Origin of the sequence: Corynebacterium lizhenjunii (assembly GCF_011038655.2) — a bacterium.
GTDB classification, from domain to species: Bacteria; Actinomycetota; Actinomycetes; order Mycobacteriales; family Mycobacteriaceae; genus Corynebacterium; species Corynebacterium lizhenjunii.
Map to the genome: position 1 here is coordinate 2,509,942 of NZ_CP064954.1, position 18,289 is coordinate 2,528,230.

Consider the following 18,289-nt stretch of genomic DNA (forward strand, 5'->3'; position numbering starts at 1 on the left):
TTAGGCTTGCCCTCCTAGAGCAATCAGTGGGTTAGTTGTTGTCACGCGGCGAGTAGCCAGCAGGGCGCCCAGCATGCCCAGCGCCCAAATCCCCAGCGCAGGGCCCACCGCGGTAGCCCAGGTGAGTACAAACGGGATGGCCCCACCGCCCAGGGCGACCAATGCCCAGCCAGCCAGGCTGGCCACCAGCAGGCCAGTGCCGGTGCCCAAAGCCAACAGCACCGCAGCCTGGCCCAAGGCATCGCGCAGCAAGTAGCCCGTGCCCGCGCCCAAGGCGCGCAAAATAGCCAGCTCGCGGGTGCGCTGGACAGTCCACACGCTCAAGAACGCCACCGTCACCAAGGCGGCAATCGCATAGAGGAAGCCCTGCATAGTCACCAGGGAACCGCGTTCAGAACTGTAGGCAGGCAAGCCGGTCAGAGCAGTGCGCAATGGGACGGCGGCGGGGGCGGGGGCATCGACAGACTGGGCATCGGCAAGCTCAGGTGCATCAGCAAACCCAGTGTCGGGCAGAACCGCAACAGTGGCCACCACGCCGGGCTGGACGTGCGCAACCTGGGACCACAGCTGCGTGGGACCCCACACCACCGGGACGTGGGAGTAGTACTCATTGTCCACCACGGCTGCCACGGTGGTGGGCTGGCCGCCCAGGCGCAGGCTATCCCCAGCGGTCACGTGGAGGTCCGCAGCGGCGGCGGCAGACACCAGCACGCCTTCAGCGGTAATCTGCCCGCCGGGAGCCGCAAAGCCCTCAGGTAGACCAAACATGGCCACGCTCGCGGTGGAATCCGCACTTTCCAGGCGAGTCTGCGCCACTCCCACCGGCACGGCGCCGGCTAGCTCTCCGGCAAAATCGGCCTGGGTAAACTGCGACTCCGTAAAGGACGGCTCCGGAGTAGAAAACACCCATCCGCGCGCGGACACCGTGCGGTCAATAGCCTCCACGGCGGAGGTGTTGCGCTGCGACAGGCCCTCCGTCAGGCCGGTGAGCATAATGAGCAGGACCGTAATCAGCCCAACCACGCCAGCAATAAGGCCCACGCGTCCCCGCGCGGCCAGGATTTCTCTCCAAGCAACAAACATGCTTCCATCGTGGCCCGGGGGCAGGTGGTGGGGCATCGCCCCGGTGGGCGAATTCGATCTCAACCACATGGTTGATGCCGCCTACGCCCCGCGGCCACTAGGCTCGGTGGGGTTATGACTGTAAACCCTGCCGGGCATGCCGTGCCTGCTGTATCTGCCGATGCCGCTATCCCGGCCAGCCCCGCCTTTGCCCATGTCCTGCCCGCCCTGCGGTGGGGACTGTTTGCCATGTTTGCCCTGCTGTGGGGCTTTGGGGTTACTCGCGCCCGCCTGGATGGCAGCTGGGATGGGCTGGTGTTGGCACTGGCCACCGCGTTTGCTGTGTTGCTGCTCGCTGGGGTGGCGCTGCGGCCGGGCAGGTGGCCGGGCAGGCGACCGGGCAGACAGTCAGGCAGATGGTCAGGCAGGCGACCGGGCCAAGCGGTGCCGACAGGCAATGCAACGGCGACAGTCAGCCCACGCCGAACCTGGGCCCTGCGTACGATCCTCGCCGCGTTGGTGCTGGTGTGGATTGGACTGATGGTCCACGCCCGCGACTTCATGTGGCTGGAGTTTCCGCTGGTCTTTATAGTTTTGCGCTATGTGCCGCGCCCGGCCAATCTGCTGGCGGTGTTGGCACTGTGGGCGGTGGCGGCGTTTGTCCCAGCCTGGCGCTACCCCGAAACCTGGACCGTGGCCGCAGCGGTGGGCCCGGCTATTGGTACAGCCTTCGCTGCTGCGGTCTACTTCGGCTACGTCACCATCCGGGAGGAGGCCGCGCGCTACAAGCAGCTGGCGCACACTCTCCAGCGCACGCAGGCGGATTTGGCGCGCACGGAGCGCCGCGCGGGCGAGCTGGCGGAGCGCGAGCGCCTTTCCCGCGAGTTGCATGACACCGTGGCCCAGGGGTTGAGTTCCATCGTGTTGCTGGCGCGTGCTGCCCGCCAGGCCCCCGACCCCGGCGCGCATCTACGCAGCTTGGAGGCGGTGGCCCAGGATTCCCTCAATGAGGCCCGCCGCTTTGTGCGCGAGTGGTCCGGCGCCCAATCTGCCCGCACCCAGTCTGCCGATGCCCCTCTTGCCGATGCCGCTTACACCCCCGCCGTGGTCCTGGCTCACCGTTTGGCCCAGCTGGTCGATGCTGCCCAGGAGCGTGCCCGGGTGCTCGAAGCACAGCAGGAGATTCGTCTGGAAACCATGGGAGACTTAGAGCAGGCGTTGCCCTCTGCGTTGGTAGATACGGTGGACCGCGTGGCGCGCGAGGGTTTGGCCAATGCCATCACGCACTCAGGAGCGACGACGGTAGTGCTGAGCCTTGGCGTATTCGCTGGTGAGCTGACTGTAGATGTAGTGGATAATGGCCGCGGGTTGCATGCCACGCCTCAGTCCGTAGATGCGGCTGGAAGTGTGGAGGACGGTGCGGGTGCGGCTGCGCTTGCGCCAGGTGCAATGTCCGGATTTGGGCTGGCAGGGGTGCGCGCTCGGGTGGCAGAAGCCGGCGGGAAGTTTAGCGTAGAAAGCAGTTCCGCTGCCCCCACCGGCACCACGCTTAGCGCCAGTTTCCCGCTGCCTGGTGCGACTAACGTGAAGGAGGACACATGATTTCTGTGCTCTTGCTCGATGATCATCCCGTGGTCCGCGCGGGCTTGCATTCAATTCTGGATTCTTTCCCGGATGTTGAGGTCGCCGCCGAGGGGGCCGATGGCCGTGTGCTCGACGAGCTCGGCCTATTGGGCGGCGGGACACAGCACCTCCACGTGGACGTGGTGGTCAGCGATATTCAGATGCCACACGTTGATGGCATTGAGGTCACTCGGCGTCTGCGCGCCGCAGGGGGTCCTCCGGTGTTGATTCTGACTACCTTTGACGCCGAGGCCGACATTGTCGCTGCTCTGGAAGCCGGGGCATTGGGATATTTACTCAAGGACTCCCCGGCACAGGATCTCCACGCCGCGGTGGTGGCTACGGCCGCAGGCCAGCGCACTCTTTCGCCCACGGTGGCCGGGTTGTTAGCCCAGCGCTTGGCTACCCCGGACCAGTCCTTGACTGCGCGCGAGCGTGAGATCCTCCAAGCACTTGCTGCCGGGTCTACCAACAAGGAGTTGGCCGCCCAGTTCTTTGTCTCCCCGGCCACCATCAAGACGCATTTGGTCCACATCTTCCAAAAGCTCGGCGTGGATACGCGCACCGCGGCGGTAACGGTGGCGCGCGAGCGCAAACTCATCTCCTAACCCCGCCCCACTCCGGCACCCGGGCGGGCTCAGCTCTTAAACAGGGCCTCCACTCCCGGCAAGAGGGTGTCCGCCAACTCCTCCAGGCTAGGTTGCGCTACGGCGGGAACGCCCACGATGTAGCGACTAATGGCCACTCCCAGCAACATGCTGCCCAGGAAGGGTAGCCTTTCTGGCAAGCCCTGGGCCGCACCGTCAGCGCTCTCGCCACCAGGCGCGCCACTGCCAGGCACGTCGCCGCCACGGGTCTGTGCGCGCGACACATTTTCTATCACCCCGGCAAAGGGGGAGCGCTCCAGGGCAGTGAGGATCTCGCCAGTAATGAACTCCCGCAGCAGTCCCGTAGCGCGGTCCGAGCCCACACCGCTGCGCACCACCGCGCGCAGACGCGGACCCATGTGTGGGTCTTCCCACAGGCCGAAATACATCACCAGCAGATCGCGCAGGTTGCGCACGTGCGCGAGTTCTTCAGGCAGGACGTGCAGGGTGCTTACCACTGCGTTAAACAGCCCCTCTTTGTTGGTGAAGTAGTGCATGACCAGTGCCGGGTCCACCCCGGCTTGGGTGGCCACGGCACGAATAGTGGTGGATTCATAGCCAACCTCGCTAAAGCGCTGGCATGCGGCTTCCAGGATGTCCTCGCGGGCAGGAGCACCGGCGCGGCGGCCCATTTTCTTCTGTGCGGCACCTTTGGTCATTCCCTTACCTTACCCCGCAGGCCTTACCTCGCTGCGACCATCGCAGGCGTCGGCTCCTGCACATCGGGCCTCGCGCATGCGTCTCACCGTAACCCAGCACGCCTCTTGACCAGCACATACGCTCCATATCTCAACGGTCATTGACTTTCAACTACTGTTGAATTAAGGTTCTCAACAGTTGTTGAATTGCTGACCTTCTCCGAGCAATCTCCATGAAGCTCCGAGTAGTCACTATGTATTTAAGGAGTCACCATGAACACGTGGACCAAGGCCGTGGCCGTGGGCCTGGGCGCCCCACTAGCCGTCGCCCTTTTCGTATTGGCCTTCATGTGGCCAATGGCCACCCAAACCCCCAAAGACGTGCCCCTAGCCATCGTCGGCAACGCCCAGCAAGTTGAGCAGGTCACCGCAGCCTTCGAGTCCACCAAGCCCGGCCTCTTTGACATCACCACGGTCGATACCCGCGAAGGCGCCATCACACTCATCGAGCAACGCGAGGTCTCCGGCGCCGTCGTCTTGGGCCCCAGCCCCGAGCTGCTCACCGCACCCGCCGCTGGCACCGCGCACAATGCCATCATCAGCAACCTGCGCGCGCCGCTGCAGGAGATGGCCGCCAAGGCCGCCGCCGCTATGCCAGTGCCCGCCGGTGCCCGGCCTGCCGATGCCCAGCCTGCCAATACCCAACCTGCCAATACCCAGCCTGCCGGTGCCCCCACCGTCACCGTCACGGAAGTCGCCCCGCTATCTGCCTCGGATGCTTCCGGAATGGTTCTAAACATGTCAGTTATTCCAATTGCCATGGGTGGCATTATCGGCGCAGCACTGACCTCTTTCGCTCTGCGTAGCAATGCTCAGCGCCTAGTGGCTTTGCTGGTCTACACTCCGCTAGCCGGCGCATTAGTAACCGGTCTTGTCGGCGGTGCTTTTGACTTGTTGCCAGGCAGCTTCTGGTCGGTCGCGGGGGTCTACGCCCTGGGTATTGGCGCGGTGTCTTGCCTAGTGGTGGGCCTGCGCTCACTTATTGGCAAGGCGGGCTTTGCCCTGGGCGCTCTCTTTGTCATGCTGCTATCCAACCCGCTGGCAGGCACCTTGGCTCCGAAGGAGTTCATCGCCGGCGGCTGGGGCTATGTAGGCCAATACCTACCCATCGGCGCCGCGGTAGATTTGCTGCGCAGTGTCAACTACTTCCCGCAGGCCAGCATCGCACACAACGTATGGACGCTGGCAGGGTATGTCTTTGCTGGCTTACTGCTGCTTGGCATCGGGGCTGCCCGGCAGCGCAAGCTGATGTCCTAAAACCTTAGCCACCCCTGAGGGGGCAGTCGCTCCCGACGGTCCCCATTGCCGCAAGCCACACAAGCCCCTATCCTGGATAGCCAGATCACAAGGGATGATCTGGCTTATCCGGATTAAACCGCTTCCGCACACGAGACAGACTGGCCTCTAGCAACTGGGATAAGCTGCCCCAAAACGGCACTAGAAAGGCACTATTGTGGCTAAGAAGAAGCAAATGAATATTCACCCGAACGCGCTCACTGTTGGCATCATAGGCGCCATCATCGCAATCTGGCTTGCTGGTCGGCATCAGACAGTTATCGCGGGCGAGGTATTCTTCGCTGTTGCGATCATGGCAGCGTTGGCCGTCAACCGTATCCAGCGGTGAGGCTACTGCACTGCCGCCGGGACGGACTGTGCACAGCTGCCACGCCCCCCGGAAGCAGCGGGGCTGGGGAAGGAGGGGGCATCGGCGGAGTAGGGCTGGGAAAAGGCTCGGGGCTCAGACGAATGCATTCCTTGCCCTAGCGGGCGCAGCTGGCAGGAAGATTAAGCGTGCAGATCACGGTCTTGAATACTCGCTGGCACCGTGCACACCGCAGCCAGGGACACCGCACAAATAGCCACCGCATATCCCGCAATGGCCATCGAGGTCCCGGTTCGCTCTAGCAAGATGGCGGCGATCATCGGCGCAAACGCCCCGCCCAAAATGGAGCCCAGGGCATAGCCAATAGAGGTGCCGGATAAACGGACCTGAACGGGGAACATCTCCGCATACATCGCGGATTGCTGCGCGTAAGTGGAGCCCTGGATGGCGGCCACCCCGGCCACGCCGATGCCAAAAAGCACCGTATTACCGCTATCTACCAACAACCAGGTGGGAAAAGCCCAGGCAATGGTGGCCACATAGCCGAAGATGAACAAACGCTTACGACCAATACGGTCTGACAGCGCGCCGTAGATAGGCGTGCTGACCAGCCACAAAAAGGCTCCGATAAGCGTCACGGTCAGCGCCTCTACCCGGGAATAGCCCACCACCTTGGTGCCATAGGAGACAAAGTAGGCGATGACAAAATAGCCCACCGCATTATTGCCAGCGAAGATCAGCGCGCAGGTCACCACCGTGCGGGCGTGCTGCTTAAACAACGTGCCCAGCGGGGCAGAAGACTGGCGCTGGAGTTGTTGCATCTCCGCAAACGCGGGGGATTCCTCTACCACCTGGCGGATAAAGAAGCCCACGCCAATGAGCACCACCGAGGATAAGAAGGGGATGCGCCAGCCCCAGGCAATGAACTGTTCTTCACTGAGCACGCCAGTAAGCACCAGCATGAAGATGGTGGCCAGGCTCATGCCCACTGGCACGCCAACCTGCGGGAAAGACCCAAAAAAGCCACGGCGGCCAGCCGGAGCGTGCTCCACGGCCAGCATGGCCGCCCCGCCCCACTCGCCGCCGGCGGATAGGCCCTGGATTATGCGCAATAGCACCAAAATGATCGGCGCCGCAATGCCCCAGGAGGCATAGGTAGGCAGCAGGCCCATGAGCATGGTGGCCAGGCCCATGCCCACCAAGGTCACCACCAACACCGGCTTGCGGCCCAGTTTGTCCCCCAGGTGCCCGGCGATAATTGCGCCCAAGGGCCTAAAGAGGAAGGAAATACCCAGCGATGCCCAGGAGATAATCTCTGCCACCGAGGGATTATCCCGGCCCAGCGGCTCAAAGTACTGCGTGGCAAAAATCAGGCCAGCGGCCTGGGCGTAGATGAAGAAGTCAAACCACTCAATGGTGGTACCCACCATGGAACCACCCAGGACCTTGCGGTGTTCGGCGCTGAGGCCAGAGGGGGCATCGGCAGGCAAGGGCGCTGAGGCAGGGGCTGACGCGGGAGTTGGGTGGGGAGTTGAGTTATTCACAATGGGCAAACCTCGGGGTCTATGGTCGAGCGGGGGCTGGGCCGGTCACGGCGGTCTGTGCCAGCCGCGGGCGGGCGCGTACAAACCCGATTACCCTACCGCGTTTGCACCCCGGGGTGTTACACGTCACGGCGAGCGGCTATATGGCCTAGGCTTTGTGCATGGAACAACAACACGGTGCACACAATGACGCTGCACACAATGACGCTGCACAGAATTCAGTCATCATCGTCGGCGCCGGGCTAGCTGGCCTGGTCGCGGCGCACGAGGCGGTCAAGGGCGGGCGCCACGTCATCATCCTGGACCAAGAAAACCGTAACAACTTGGGCGGCCAGGCGTTCTGGTCGCTAGGCGGGTTGTTCTACGTGGGCTCGCCAGAGCAAAAGATGATGCAGGTCAAAGACTCAGAGGAATTGGCGTGGCGGGATTGGGCAAACTCCGCAGACTACGACGACGCCCCGCATGACCACTGGCCGCGCCAATGGGGCCGCGAATACGTGCGCTTTGCGGCAGGGGAGAAGCGCCGCTACCTCAAAGAGCTGGGGCTTAATGTCTTGCCCACCATCGGCTGGGCAGAGCGCGGCAGTGGCAGTGCCTCCGGTCACGGCAACTCGGCGCCGCGGTTTCATCTGACCTGGGGCACGGGCCCGGAGGTGGTGCGCGTCTTCCGCGAGCCCCTCCTGGCGGCCGAGGCCCGCGGCCAGGTGGCGTTCCACTTCCGCCACCGCGTCGATGAGCTCATTGTCGAGTCCGGGTCCGTAGTCGGCGTGCGCGGAAGCGTTCTGCTTGCCGATGCCGCCCCACGCGGCGTTGCCTCCTCCCGCGAGGTCGCAGACCACTTTGAGCTGCGAGGACAGGCAGTGGTGATCAGTACGGGGGGCATCGGCGGAAATCTGGACAAGGTGCGGCAGATGTGGCCAGAAGATCGCTGGGGGCCGTGCCCGGCAAACATGGTCACCGGGGTGCCAGCGCATGTGGATGGGCGCGGGATTGATATAGCGGCATCGGCAGGGGCCAATCTGGTCAATACGGACCGCATGTGGCACTACCCGGAGGGCATGATTAACTGGGACCCGATCTGGCCCGGCCACGGTATCCGGATTATCCCCGGCCCGTCGAGTCTGTGGCTTGATGCCACCGGCACGCGCCTGCCCACCAACTTATTCCCGGGCTCAGACAACCTGGCGGCGCTAGCGCACATTGGCCGCACCGGGCATGGCTATTCCTGGTTTGTGCTTAACCAGGCGATTGCGGATAAGGAGTTTATTTTCTCCGGCTCGGAACAAAACCCCGACTTGACGGAGAAGTCCTTTAAGAAGCTAGCGGGCAAGCTAGGACCGGGCACCCACGTTGCGGTCAAGGCCTTTATGGACCACGGCGTGGACTGGGTGGTGGCGGATTCCGTGGAGGAGCTGGCCGCGGGCATGAACCAGGTCGCGGGCAATGAGTACATTCAGGCCGGTGCGTTGCGCACGCTCATCGAAGACCGCGACTCCCAGCTAGATAATCCCTTTAGCAAAGACGCCCAAGTCAACTACATCCGCACGGCCCGGGGCTTTTTGGGCGATAAAATTGTGCGCACCGCCGCACCGCACCGCCTGCTAGACCCGGCCAAGGGCCCCCTGATTGCGGTGCGCCTGCAGGTGCTCACCCGCAAGACGCTCGGGGGCATCGAGACCGATTTGGATGGGCGTTGCCTGCGCGCGGACGGCACGGTATTGCCGGGGCTGTACGCTTGCGGGGAGGCCGCGGGCTTTGGTGGCGGAGGTATGCACGGCAAAAACGCGCTGGAAGGCACCTTCTTGGGTGGGTGTATTCACTCCGGTAAGCGGGTGGGCGAGGCCCTGGCACGCGGTATAGTATAATCCTTAGCCTATGGAAAACGCGCACACTATCCACTTCTGCTTGGAAGATGACAGCATTGACATAGGCCGGTTCGTTGTCGTGGCAGCCGATGCCACCGTAGGCGAGATCGTCCTCACCGCCCATGCCGCGCTGGGCTTGGATCCCTCCCGGCCGGGCACACTGCTGGTGGCCCCGGAATTTAGCCCCGACCCGGCGGGCGATACCCCGATCCAAGTTCTTGATGTCATGGACGAGCCCGGCCTGGAGTTCTTCTTTGCGCGCGGCGGGATAGCCACCTACCAGCCCTCCGTGGGGCAGTGGGGCATTATCATCCGTCCCCTAGACGTCGCCTACCCCATGTGCGCGATGCCCCATCTTGTCGATGCCACCGGCCCCGACCTCCTGCCCGCCGCCGAGTCCGTAGAAGGCATGGCTGCCCTGCTGGGCATGGTGCGTATGCTCTTAACCGGTTTGGACCTTGAGCCAGAGGCCCGCGAGCAGCTGAACTCTGTGTTCCCCAATTACCCCTTGGAGCAGATTCGCACCCGGCTGACCGAGTGCTACCCGCCGGCAATTGCGCAGCGCTTGCAGGAGCTAAGCGAGGCCTCCTTGTCCTTCAACAGCTAAGGGGGTCAAGCGCTGCCGCCTGGCGGCCGGCGGCTGAGGCTGAGGCTCAGGCTGAGGCTGAGCCTGAGGCTACTGTAGGCATGATCAGCTAGCTAAAAATCCCGGCTAGCAGCCCGCAGAGCAAAAACGTCACCGCTGCGGCACTGAGAAACCCAAGGGCGCGCAGCACCTTCGCTTGGCCCCTGGGAGTGAGCCGGGCCATCAGCGCAGCCCCCACCGCGGCGCCGATGCCGTTGCAGAGCACATCATCAATATCACTAAAACCCAGTGCCCCCAGGTACTGGGTTATTTCTATGCCCAGGCTCAAGGCCACCCCTATTGCCACCGCACCGCCGATGCCCCAGCGCCTGCGCACTCCAGTGTGCCCCAGCACCAGCAGCACCGCACCCACCGGCATAAACAACGCAATGTTGCCAAAGGTATTGGTCCACGGCGCGTACCACACACTGGGGTTATGCCACCCATTGAACAATTGCAGATCGAGGCTGCGCGTGGCGTGCGCCTGAGCGTTAACCACCCCGGGAATGTCGATGAAGCGCTTGCCCAGCGTGGCTACCAACACGCCAAGGAGCACCAAGCAGCCCACCACTATCGCGTTGCGGCGCAATCCCTTGCCTGCCAGAAAGGGCCCTGCCGGAGAGGAACCCTCCGGCAGGGAACCCGGTGGGGTGGGCAGGCGGGGAGTGGGGGAGGCATCGGCAGACAAGGGTTCTTCAGAAGGCATCACCCTACCCTAGCGGGCTCACCTGGCCGGATCCTGAGTGCGGCCTGCGGGAGCGCTCTGGCGGGCGGAAACCCCCGGCAAGCGAGTCAGCAAGTCCCTAACCCGCGAGTTAGGATAACCTGCACACTATGACTAATGCGCACATGGTGAGCTTCCTGCCAGAATCTCACAGCCTGTACGTCGCCCGCTACGTAGCCATTCCCGTCGATGCCACAATGGGGGAGCTACTGCTTATCGGCCACGCGGCCCTAGGCTTGGAGCCTTCTGCACCGGGGACCCTGCAGGTGGCAGGCGACGACGTGCAGGTTATTGACGTCATGGATGAGCCCGCCATTGACTACATTGACGCCTACGGGGAAGCGGTGGTCTACCGCCCCTCCGTGGGCGAGTGGAACATTGGCATTTATCCTTTGGGTGAAACTCAGCTGAGCAATGAATTGCCACAGCTTATTGATGCCACCGGTCCTGACCTTCTGCCCGCCGCCGGGTCTCTAGAAGGCATGGCGATCATGCTGGGCAATGTGCGCCAGCTCCTGTCTGGGTTCATCATCGACGCAGAGTCCACCCAAGACCTGATGGGGGCGTTCCCCAATTACAGCGTGGACCAAATGCGCAAGCGTTTGAGTGATTGCTACCAGCCCGCCATTACTCAGCGTCTCTTTGAGATGGCGGCCAAGCCGCTTAATTTGGATGAGATAGCCATGCTCGATGATGGCCCGCGCGGCCGTGACAGCGGCTTTGCGGACGAGGATTTTGATGAGCGCGACACCATAGACGAGTGGTACGTATGGGACGACCGGGAAGGCTCAATCTTCCACGATTCCCCGCGCCTAAACCCGCGCACGGAGCTCGCAGAGCTGACTCAGGCCGACATTGACGCAGTAGCTGGGCGTTTGCGAGCATACTTTGCAGTGCTAGCAGAACACCCGCAGATGACCCCCGCCGGCTATTTAAATACGCGAGCCGTTAAGAAGTGCATCGAGGTCTTAGGGTTGGAGGCGTACCGCGGTTGCATCCGGGAGAACCAGGTATGGCCGCTGCAAGCACTGCGCAATTTCCTGGTTAATACTGGCTGGCTAGAGCAGCTAGCCACCAAGCTGCGCGTTTACGGCCACATAGAAAAGGCGCTCAACGAGAACCCCAACGAAAGTATCCACCACCTGCTGGGCAGCATTCCCTATGCCTATACAGTCTCTGAGAGTGCACTGCGGGTGGGTTTGTATATGGCGGAGCTCTACCGCGGGAAGCGCAACTCCATTTGGGAAGACGAACCAGCTAATACCTACACGCGGGATCTCCTGCAGGCGCTAGGCGTGATGCAGGACCAGCAACTTGTTGACGCCCGCAAAGGGGTTGTGGCTGAGATTATCCGCAACCTCCGCATTGACTTCCAGGAAGGATAACCTGTAGAACATGAATCCTGCCTATGTAGTAACCATCACACCCCAGCCGGAGGCCTTGGGCATCAGCCGGATGATAGCAATTCCTGCGGAGACAACCATGGGGGAGCTCACTGCGATGGTGGACGCAGCTATGGGCCTGGAGACGAACGGGCCGGGGGAGCTGCAGGCCTCGAGCAAACCGTGGATCAGGGTGGCCGACATCCATGGTGAGTCCGCAGCAGAGTTTCTCACATCCAATGAGCAAATTCTCTATACCGCAGACACCGACGGGCTCTGGCAACTGTTCCTAACCTATGAAGCCACCACCACGCTGCCGAGTGCTTTGCCTGCGCTTATCGATGCCACCGGTCCCGACCTCCTGCCCGCCGCCGGGTCCATCCCGGGTATGGTCCAGTTCCTATACGCCGTGCAAGCCCTACTAGCTGGCAAAAGACCCCAGCCCAGGCCACTGGAAAAGATCATGCACGCTTTCCCCAACTTCTCCATAGAGCAGATGCGCCTGCGCTTGACCGAATGCTATGCGCCAGACATCATCGACCGTCTGCGAGAAGCCTCCGGCACCGCGGCCCTGCTGCAACATGAGAAGTTTTTGTCGACTGAGCAAATGCTGGCGGAGTTGCTTCAAAAGTATCCGGAACTAGCGTCAGACTATGATCTGCCACCGCTTCAACTAGAGGACAAAGGCCTGTTGTACTACCGCTACAGCACGTTTTTGTATGTGCTGCAAGACCACCCTGAGCTCACAGAATCGGGTCTGCTGGCTCCCGAGGCTGTCGCGGAACTGGTGGAAAGTTTTGGAATTGACTCCCAGCGCGGCAATACTGATGAGGAGACAGTCATTCCTATCCGCGCCCTGCGCGAGCTTTTCGACAACATGTGCTGGATAAAACTCAGCAAGACCCACGTGCACGTGACCGAGGACGGCCTGCGGGCATTGGAAGAACCAGTCTGGGGTGTACGCGCGCTACTGCGGGCCATTCCGCTAGCCTATGACCCGGACGCCGTTCCAGCGGTGTGCTTCCACGCCGTGCATCTTCTGCGCGGGGAGACACTCGAAGGTGCGATGCCCCAGCCCCTGGAACTTGCCGAGGCCGCCCTCGAAGGCCTGGGCATCCTTCGAGCCCACCCCACATATCGAGCCCCGGAGGAAGGCCTCGAGGGCGTGCTCGCGGAGATTGTGCGCTTCCTACGCGAACAACTCCGATTCGACTAGTCGCCTACTTCACCACCAAGTTGACCATGCGGCCGGGGACGTAGATCTTCTTGATGATGCTCTTGCCCTCAACCAGCTCCACAATCTTGGGGTCTGCCAGGGCGGCTGCCAGGACGAGGTCCTCGGGGGCATCGGCAGGCACGTGCACACGAGTCTTGACCTTGCCCATGACCTGGACCGGGATCTCCACCTCATCATCGACCAAGTACTTCTCATCGAAAGTGGGGAAGTCGACGTAGGTGATGGTCTCCGTGTGGCCGAAGCGCTTCCACAGCTCCTCCGCAATGTGCGGGGCCACCGGGGAAACCAGCTGGGCAATCGGCTCCACCGCCGCGCGCGGGGCACCCGACTGGTAGGTCTTGGTCAGGTAGTTGACGTACTCGATGAGCTTGGCCACCACCGTGTTCAGGCGCAGATTCTCATAGTCATCGCGCACACCCGCCACGGTGCGGTGCAGCTGCTTGAGGTCCTCCTCGCTCAACGGGGCATCCGTGGTGGCCAGCTGGCCCGTGGACTCATTCACCGCCAGGCGCCACAAACGCTGCAAGAAGCGCTGTGCACCCACCACATCCTTGGTAGCCCACGGGCGGGAGGTGTCCAACGGGCCCATAGACATCTCATATACTCGCAGAGTATCGGCACCATAATCACGGCAAATGTCATCCGGAGCCACGGAATTCTTCAGGGACTTGCCCATCTTGCCGTACTCCTGGTTGACTTCCTCGCCGTTGTAGAAGAAGCGGCCGTCCTTTTCTTCCACCTCGTCCGCCGGAACGTAGACCCCGCGCGAGTCCGTGTAGGCATAAGCCTGAATGTAGCCCTGGTTATACAGGCGACGGTACGGCTCCGTGGAGGTCACATGCCCCAGATCGAAGAGCACCTTGTGCCAAAAGCGCGCGTAGAGCAGGTGCAGCACCGCGTGCTCCACGCCGCCTACGTACAAGTCCACACCGCCCGGATCATTGGCGCCGTGCTCCTGCGGGCGCGGACCAGTCCAGTAGCGCTCATTTTCCAGATCACAGAAGGCTTCATCATTGGTGGGGTCAATGTAGCGCAGCTGGTACCAGGAGGAACCCGCCCACTGTGGCATGACGTTGGTGTCGCGGAAATAGGTGCGCGGGCCATCACCCAAGTCCAGCTCAACTTCCACCCACTCACGGGCCTTCGCCAGCGGCGGCTGCGGCTCCGAGTCCGAGTCATCCGGGTCAAAGGACACCGGCTTGTAATCCTCTACCTCTGGCAGCTCCACCGGCAACATCGACTCCGGCAACGGATACGCCTGGCCCTCAGCGTCGTAGACCACCGGGAAAGGCTCGCCCCAGTAGCGCTGGCGGGCAAAGAGCCAATCGCGCAGCTTGTACTGGATCTTCTCCCGGCCCACACCCTGGTCCTCCAACCAGGGAATGATGGCCGCAATGGCGTCATCCTTGGACTTGCCATTCAAATCCAGCGTGTCATTGGCAGAGTTCACCGCCGTGCCGGACTCCGTGTAGGCTTCCTTGGCGATGTCCCCGCCAGCAACCACCTCCGTAATGGGCAGGCCAAAGACGGTGGCGAACTCGTAGTCGCGCGTATCATGCGCCGGCACCGCCATAATGGCGCCGGTGCCATAACCCGTCAGCACATAGTCTGCAATAAAGATCGGCACCTGCTTGCCATTAACCGGGTTAGTGGCGTAAGTGCCCAAGAAGACACCAGTCTTTTCCTTATTCTCCTGGCGCTCCAGATCCGACTTTGCCGCAATGTCCGCGCGGTAGGACTCCACCGCCTCCTTCGGATCATCATGGCCATAGGTCCAGCGGGAATCAACGTCGGAGTCATAGGGGATGGGGGACAAGAGGGCATCGACAAGCTCATGCTCCGGTGCCAACACCACATACTCGGCACCAAAGAGCGTATCTGGGCGGGTGGTAAACACCGTGATGGTATAGCCCTCCGCCGTGAAATCCACCTCCGCGCCGCGGGAACGGCCAATCCAGTTGCGCTGCATGGACTTGACCTTCTCCGGCCAATCCAGCAGCTCCAGATCATCGAGGAGGCGATCGGAGTAGGCCGTAATGCGCATCATCCACTGCGACAGGTTCTTGCGGAAGACCGGGAAATTACCGCGCTCGGACTTGCCCTCTGCGGTGACCTCCTCATTGGCCAGCACCGTGCCCAGGCCCGGGCACCAGTTGACCGTAGAGTTGGAGCGGTATACCAAACGGAACTCATCCACCGCCTGGCGCTGCTGCGCTGGCGTCAGGTCCGCGTAATAGCGGCCATCCTTGGTGGTGCGCTTGCCCACCTCGAGTTCCTTAATCAACTCCGCAATCGGGCGCGCCTTTTGTTGCTGCGGGTCAAACCAAGAATTGTAAATCTGCAGGAAGATCCACTGCGTCCACTTATAGAACTCTGGGTCTGTCGATGCCACCGAGCGCCGCGGGTCGTGCCCAAAGCCCAGCATGCCCAGCTGGCGGCGCATGTTCGCGATATTGGCCATGGTGGTGGTGCGCGGGTGCGTGCCCGTTTGAATGGCGTACTGCTCCGCGGGTAGACCAAAAGCGTCATAACCGAGGGTGTGCAGCACATTCTTGCCCAACATGCGGTTATAACGCGCGTAGGTATCCGTGGCGATATAGCCCAGCGGGTGCCCCACATGGACGCCCACGCCCGACGGGTAGGGGAACATGTCCTGGATATTGAGCTTTTCCTTCGGCAGCTCCTGGGTGCCGTCCGCAAGCGGGCCCACGGGGTTCGGCGCGTGGAAGGTTCCATTGTCCTTCCAGTACTGCTGCCAGGTCTTTTCAATCTGCGCAGCCAGCTCCGGGGTGTAGCGGTGGGCTGTCGTTTCGCTGGGGTTAGTCATGCCTAGACAGTGTAGTCACCGGCCCCTGCGCGCGGCTGGTTAGGGGTTGCGGGTTGCGGCGCCCTAATCTCCCACTGATCCGGCAAATGTACGGAACATTGTTAGATTAGAGGGGCGCTAATCTAACACCGATCTGGAAAAACGACGATCAGTGTGAGATTAAGGGGGGTGCTAATCTAACAATCCGGGTATATTTGCTGGCAGACCTCTCATCTCCCGGGCGAAAGGACGCACTATGAACGCAACGATAGGTTTCGGCTGGGCACAACGGCGTGCCGAGTTGAGTGCATCCGTCGAGGAGATCCTAGCGAGTGCCAACAACGGGACGCTTACCAGGAACGAAGAGACTCGCTCTGTGGACTTCAAAGAAGAGGCAGGGCGCCGAATTGGCAAACAGCGTGAGTTCATCCCCGGAGGGCCTACAAACCCTGAGGCAGCAACCAAACTAGCCGATGAAGTTGCCTGCATGGCCAACACACCTGGCGGCGGTGCATTAATCGTAGGGGTCGAGGACCGCTCAGGGCGCCTACTGGGCACCCAGTTGGATTCCGAATGGCTGCGAGAACAAATCAACAACAAAGTTGGTGTTGCTCCAGACATCCATGAGCGAGAAATCGATGGTCTTCGCGTACTGGTCATCTATGTTGCTCAAGCAATTGAACCCGTGCCGAACACGGGCAACCAATTCCGATGGCGGGTAAATGACAAGTGCGTCCCAGTGGACCGTTCAGAATGGTGGCAACACCGCGAGGCTTCTCGCGAAGTAGACATCATGGCACAGCCTTCCGGGCTTCGGCCAGCATCGATTCGTCAGGCCGCAATGGACATCGTCCGGCAATGGTACGGACCAGAAGCGCAATCACTAACCGACGAGGAACTACTGCGTACCACCGGTGCCCTGCGCAGCGATGGACAGTTAACCACTGCCGCTGCCCTTCTACTGTGTTCAATGGGGCGAGTTGCAGTCGACTTTTGCGCTCTTGACGTAGCCGGCGGAAACGTCATCGATGTATTCGAACCACCTGCTGAGACATCACTAGCTGAGCAAATGCACAGTGTCTTTTCGGCACTCCAACACGTTAACACCCTAGTGACAATTGAAAAGGGCCCCGCTCACCACCCAGTGCGGCGAATACCCGAAGATGCCGTGCGCGAGGCCGTTATTAATGGCCTCGCGCACAGAGATTGGGAGCGCCACGAGGCGACCTCGGTCCGGTGGATTAGGTTCGATTCGCAGCTCGAGGTGACCAGCCCCGGCGGATTCGTGGGTGGCGTTGATGCAGATAACGTACTGAGTACGCGCGCGCCCAGGTACCCCGCCCTAGCCGATCTACTGCGAGCCATCAAGCTCGTAGATAAACAGGGCCTGGGGATCGACCGTATGTACCGATCCATGATCTTTATGGGACACCGACCCCCAAATATCGAGCTCTTACCTGGGCAAAGCATCCACGTCACTCTGCGAGGCGGACAGCCCCACACCCCTGTACTTGAGCTTAAAGACGCAATCCGGCCAATAGAATTACAGCGGGACAACCGCTTGGCCATCATCCTCTATGAATTACTCCACCGGCCATTTATTTCCTTGGAGTCCCTGGCACGGGCCCTGCAATCGACCAAGGAGTCCGCGCGAAATGCTATCGACGTGGCCAATCAGACTGCAATTGGCGGTCAGCCAGTTCTTCGACCATTCCGCGACGTCTGGCTGCTTGGCGATGCCGCGTTCCAGATTGTCCAGGGGAACATGCAGCCCCAAGACCCCCGACCTTTGCTCGAATATGCAACCACGAATGAAGACCAAGCGCGCGCAACTATTGACGCCTGGCTAGAGATCTATCCGGCAATCACAACCGGGGAGCTGATGACCCTGGCCCGTATCTCTAGAGGAACCGCAAAGAAACTACTCGACTTCCACGTAGACCTGGGACACCTTAAGGCTGTGGGTCAGGGTCGCGGCGCGCGTTACGTGCGTGACGCCGCAATGCAATAAGGATACTGACACAACACAGCACTGCCTCAGGTACATTCGGCGCCGGTGTCAGATTAGCGGGGCCGTAATCTAACAAGGATCCGGAAGATCGCCGGAGGAATGTTAGATTAGAGGGGGTGCTAATCTAACAATGATCCGCCGAATCGCCACAACAGTGTTAGATTAGCGGGGTCGTAATCTAACAAAATTGCGCGAAATCGCCGCGGAGGCAAGCCCCGCCGACAAAACCCCGGCTAGGACTGGTCCGACTCGCCCTTGCGGGACAGATGCAAGTAGATATGCACGCAGCAGAGCACTGCAATGAAGGCGGAGGTCCACACGTGGACCATGCCGATGTCGTTGACCAAGACCAGGATGATGTTGATGATGGACAAGATGAGTGCAAGGCTGGAGAGAGCCACGCCGAGCTTGCTTAACTTGTTCATGTACCAACCCCTTTCGGTTGTAGCTATCTGGCGGGGC

At 61.4% G+C, this 18,289-nt stretch carries 15 protein-coding genes; 9 read left to right on the top strand and 6 right to left on the bottom strand.

Annotated elements, in window-relative coordinates; all coding sequences use genetic code 11:
* Positions 1–1,083, bottom strand: coding sequence for an ABC transporter permease (locus G7Y31_RS11425; protein ID WP_165009906.1), 1,083 nt, complete (start codon positions 1,081–1,083; stop codon positions 1–3).
* Positions 1,084–1,197: 114 nt separating this feature from the next.
* Here G7Y31_RS11425 and G7Y31_RS11430 point away from each other — a divergent pair, with 114 nt between their 5' ends.
* Positions 1,198–2,664: a sensor histidine kinase gene (locus tag G7Y31_RS11430; RefSeq protein WP_165009909.1), complete on the top strand. Its 1,467-nt coding sequence runs from the start codon at positions 1,198–1,200 to the stop codon at positions 2,662–2,664.
* The gene (locus G7Y31_RS11435; RefSeq protein WP_165009911.1) at positions 2,661–3,293 is read left to right on the top strand and encodes a response regulator; all 633 of its coding nucleotides are present in this window, start codon (positions 2,661–2,663) and stop codon (positions 3,291–3,293) included. Before G7Y31_RS11430 ends, G7Y31_RS11435 begins: the two co-directional genes overlap by 4 nt.
* Before the next feature lie 29 nt (positions 3,294–3,322).
* On the opposite strand, the gene G7Y31_RS11440 is transcribed toward G7Y31_RS11435, so the two are convergent.
* The gene (locus G7Y31_RS11440) at positions 3,323–3,991 is read right to left on the bottom strand and encodes a TetR/AcrR family transcriptional regulator (RefSeq protein WP_165009913.1); all 669 of its coding nucleotides are present in this window, start codon (positions 3,989–3,991) and stop codon (positions 3,323–3,325) included.
* Positions 3,992–4,243: 252 nt separating this feature from the next.
* Between G7Y31_RS11440 and G7Y31_RS11445 the strand changes: the two genes are divergently transcribed.
* Positions 4,244–5,287, top strand: a complete 1,044-nt coding sequence (locus G7Y31_RS11445) for an ABC transporter permease (RefSeq protein ID WP_165009915.1) — start codon at positions 4,244–4,246, stop codon at positions 5,285–5,287.
* A 196-nt stretch (positions 5,288–5,483) separates the two neighbouring features.
* A complete protein-coding gene (locus G7Y31_RS11450; RefSeq protein ID WP_165009917.1) occupies positions 5,484–5,654 on the top strand; it encodes a hypothetical protein in 171 nt (56 codons plus the stop codon).
* 161 nt (positions 5,655–5,815) lie between these two features.
* Here the strand turns inward: G7Y31_RS11450 and G7Y31_RS11455 are convergent, their stop codons facing one another.
* Positions 5,816–7,123, bottom strand: coding sequence for an MFS transporter (locus tag G7Y31_RS11455; RefSeq protein WP_413227983.1), 1,308 nt, complete (start codon positions 7,121–7,123; stop codon positions 5,816–5,818).
* Positions 7,124–7,338: 215 nt separating this feature from the next.
* Between G7Y31_RS11455 and G7Y31_RS11460 the strand changes: the two genes are divergently transcribed.
* Entirely contained in the window at positions 7,339–9,042 is a 1,704-nt protein-coding gene (locus G7Y31_RS11460) for an FAD-binding dehydrogenase (RefSeq protein ID WP_165009919.1), read from the top strand.
* A 10-nt stretch (positions 9,043–9,052) separates the two neighbouring features.
* On the top strand, positions 9,053–9,649 hold the full coding sequence (locus G7Y31_RS11465) for a hypothetical protein (protein WP_165009921.1): 597 nt from the start codon (positions 9,053–9,055) through the stop codon (positions 9,647–9,649).
* A gap of 88 nt (positions 9,650–9,737) precedes the next feature.
* On the opposite strand, the gene G7Y31_RS11470 is transcribed toward G7Y31_RS11465, so the two are convergent.
* Positions 9,738–10,373: a VanZ family protein gene (locus tag G7Y31_RS11470; protein ID WP_235923123.1), complete on the bottom strand. Its 636-nt coding sequence runs from the start codon at positions 10,371–10,373 to the stop codon at positions 9,738–9,740.
* Between the two features lie 128 nt (positions 10,374–10,501).
* On the opposite strand from G7Y31_RS11470, the gene G7Y31_RS11475 reads away from it, so the two are divergent.
* Together G7Y31_RS11475 and G7Y31_RS11480 are read left to right on the top strand one after the other, a co-directional pair.
* Positions 10,502–11,776 (top strand): hypothetical protein, encoded by a 1,275-nt coding sequence (locus tag G7Y31_RS11475; protein WP_165009922.1) that lies wholly within the window; start codon positions 10,502–10,504, stop codon positions 11,774–11,776.
* A 10-nt stretch (positions 11,777–11,786) separates the two neighbouring features.
* Positions 11,787–12,989, top strand: a complete 1,203-nt coding sequence (locus G7Y31_RS11480) for a hypothetical protein (RefSeq protein WP_165009924.1) — start codon at positions 11,787–11,789, stop codon at positions 12,987–12,989.
* A 4-nt stretch (positions 12,990–12,993) separates the two neighbouring features.
* Here the strand turns inward: G7Y31_RS11480 and leuS are convergent, their stop codons facing one another.
* On the bottom strand, positions 12,994–15,837 hold the full coding sequence (gene leuS, locus G7Y31_RS11485; RefSeq protein WP_165009926.1) for a leucine--tRNA ligase: 2,844 nt from the start codon (positions 15,835–15,837) through the stop codon (positions 12,994–12,996).
* A gap of 235 nt (positions 15,838–16,072) precedes the next feature.
* Here leuS and G7Y31_RS11490 point away from each other — a divergent pair, with 235 nt between their 5' ends.
* Complete coding sequence (locus G7Y31_RS11490) at positions 16,073–17,827, top strand: DUF5635 domain-containing protein (RefSeq protein ID WP_165009928.1); 1,755 nt, start codon at positions 16,073–16,075, stop codon at positions 17,825–17,827.
* A gap of 233 nt (positions 17,828–18,060) precedes the next feature.
* Here G7Y31_RS11490 and G7Y31_RS11495 read toward each other — a convergent pair whose 3' ends face one another.
* Positions 18,061–18,252, bottom strand: a complete 192-nt coding sequence (locus G7Y31_RS11495; RefSeq protein ID WP_165009930.1) for a hypothetical protein — start codon at positions 18,250–18,252, stop codon at positions 18,061–18,063.
* Positions 18,253–18,289 lie beyond the last annotated feature (37 nt).

What these genes read in the sequence shown, in the direction of transcription:
- G7Y31_RS11425 (WP_165009906.1), bottom strand. Translation starts at nt 1,083, where the DNA reads ATGTTTGTTGCTTGGAGAGAAATCCTGGCCGCGCGGGGACGCGTGGGC.
- G7Y31_RS11430 (WP_165009909.1), top strand. Translation starts at nt 1,198, where the DNA reads ATGACTGTAAACCCTGCCGGGCATGCCGTGCCTGCTGTATCTGCCGAT.
- G7Y31_RS11435 (WP_165009911.1), top strand. Translation starts at nt 2,661, where the DNA reads ATGATTTCTGTGCTCTTGCTCGATGATCATCCCGTGGTCCGCGCGGGC.
- G7Y31_RS11440 (WP_165009913.1), bottom strand. Translation starts at nt 3,991, where the DNA reads ATGACCAAAGGTGCCGCACAGAAGAAAATGGGCCGCCGCGCCGGTGCT.
- G7Y31_RS11445 (WP_165009915.1), top strand. Translation starts at nt 4,244, where the DNA reads ATGAACACGTGGACCAAGGCCGTGGCCGTGGGCCTGGGCGCCCCACTA.
- G7Y31_RS11460 (WP_165009919.1), top strand. Translation starts at nt 7,339, where the DNA reads ATGGAACAACAACACGGTGCACACAATGACGCTGCACACAATGACGCT.
- G7Y31_RS11465 (WP_165009921.1), top strand. Translation starts at nt 9,053, where the DNA reads ATGGAAAACGCGCACACTATCCACTTCTGCTTGGAAGATGACAGCATT.
- G7Y31_RS11470 (WP_235923123.1), bottom strand. Translation starts at nt 10,373, where the DNA reads ATGCCTTCTGAAGAACCCTTGTCTGCCGATGCCTCCCCCACTCCCCGC.
- G7Y31_RS11475 (WP_165009922.1), top strand. Translation starts at nt 10,502, where the DNA reads ATGACTAATGCGCACATGGTGAGCTTCCTGCCAGAATCTCACAGCCTG.
- G7Y31_RS11480 (WP_165009924.1), top strand. Translation starts at nt 11,787, where the DNA reads ATGAATCCTGCCTATGTAGTAACCATCACACCCCAGCCGGAGGCCTTG.
- leuS (WP_165009926.1), bottom strand. Translation starts at nt 15,837, where the DNA reads ATGACTAACCCCAGCGAAACGACAGCCCACCGCTACACCCCGGAGCTG.
- G7Y31_RS11490 (WP_165009928.1), top strand. Translation starts at nt 16,073, where the DNA reads ATGAACGCAACGATAGGTTTCGGCTGGGCACAACGGCGTGCCGAGTTG.
- G7Y31_RS11495 (WP_165009930.1), bottom strand. Translation starts at nt 18,252, where the DNA reads ATGAACAAGTTAAGCAAGCTCGGCGTGGCTCTCTCCAGCCTTGCACTC.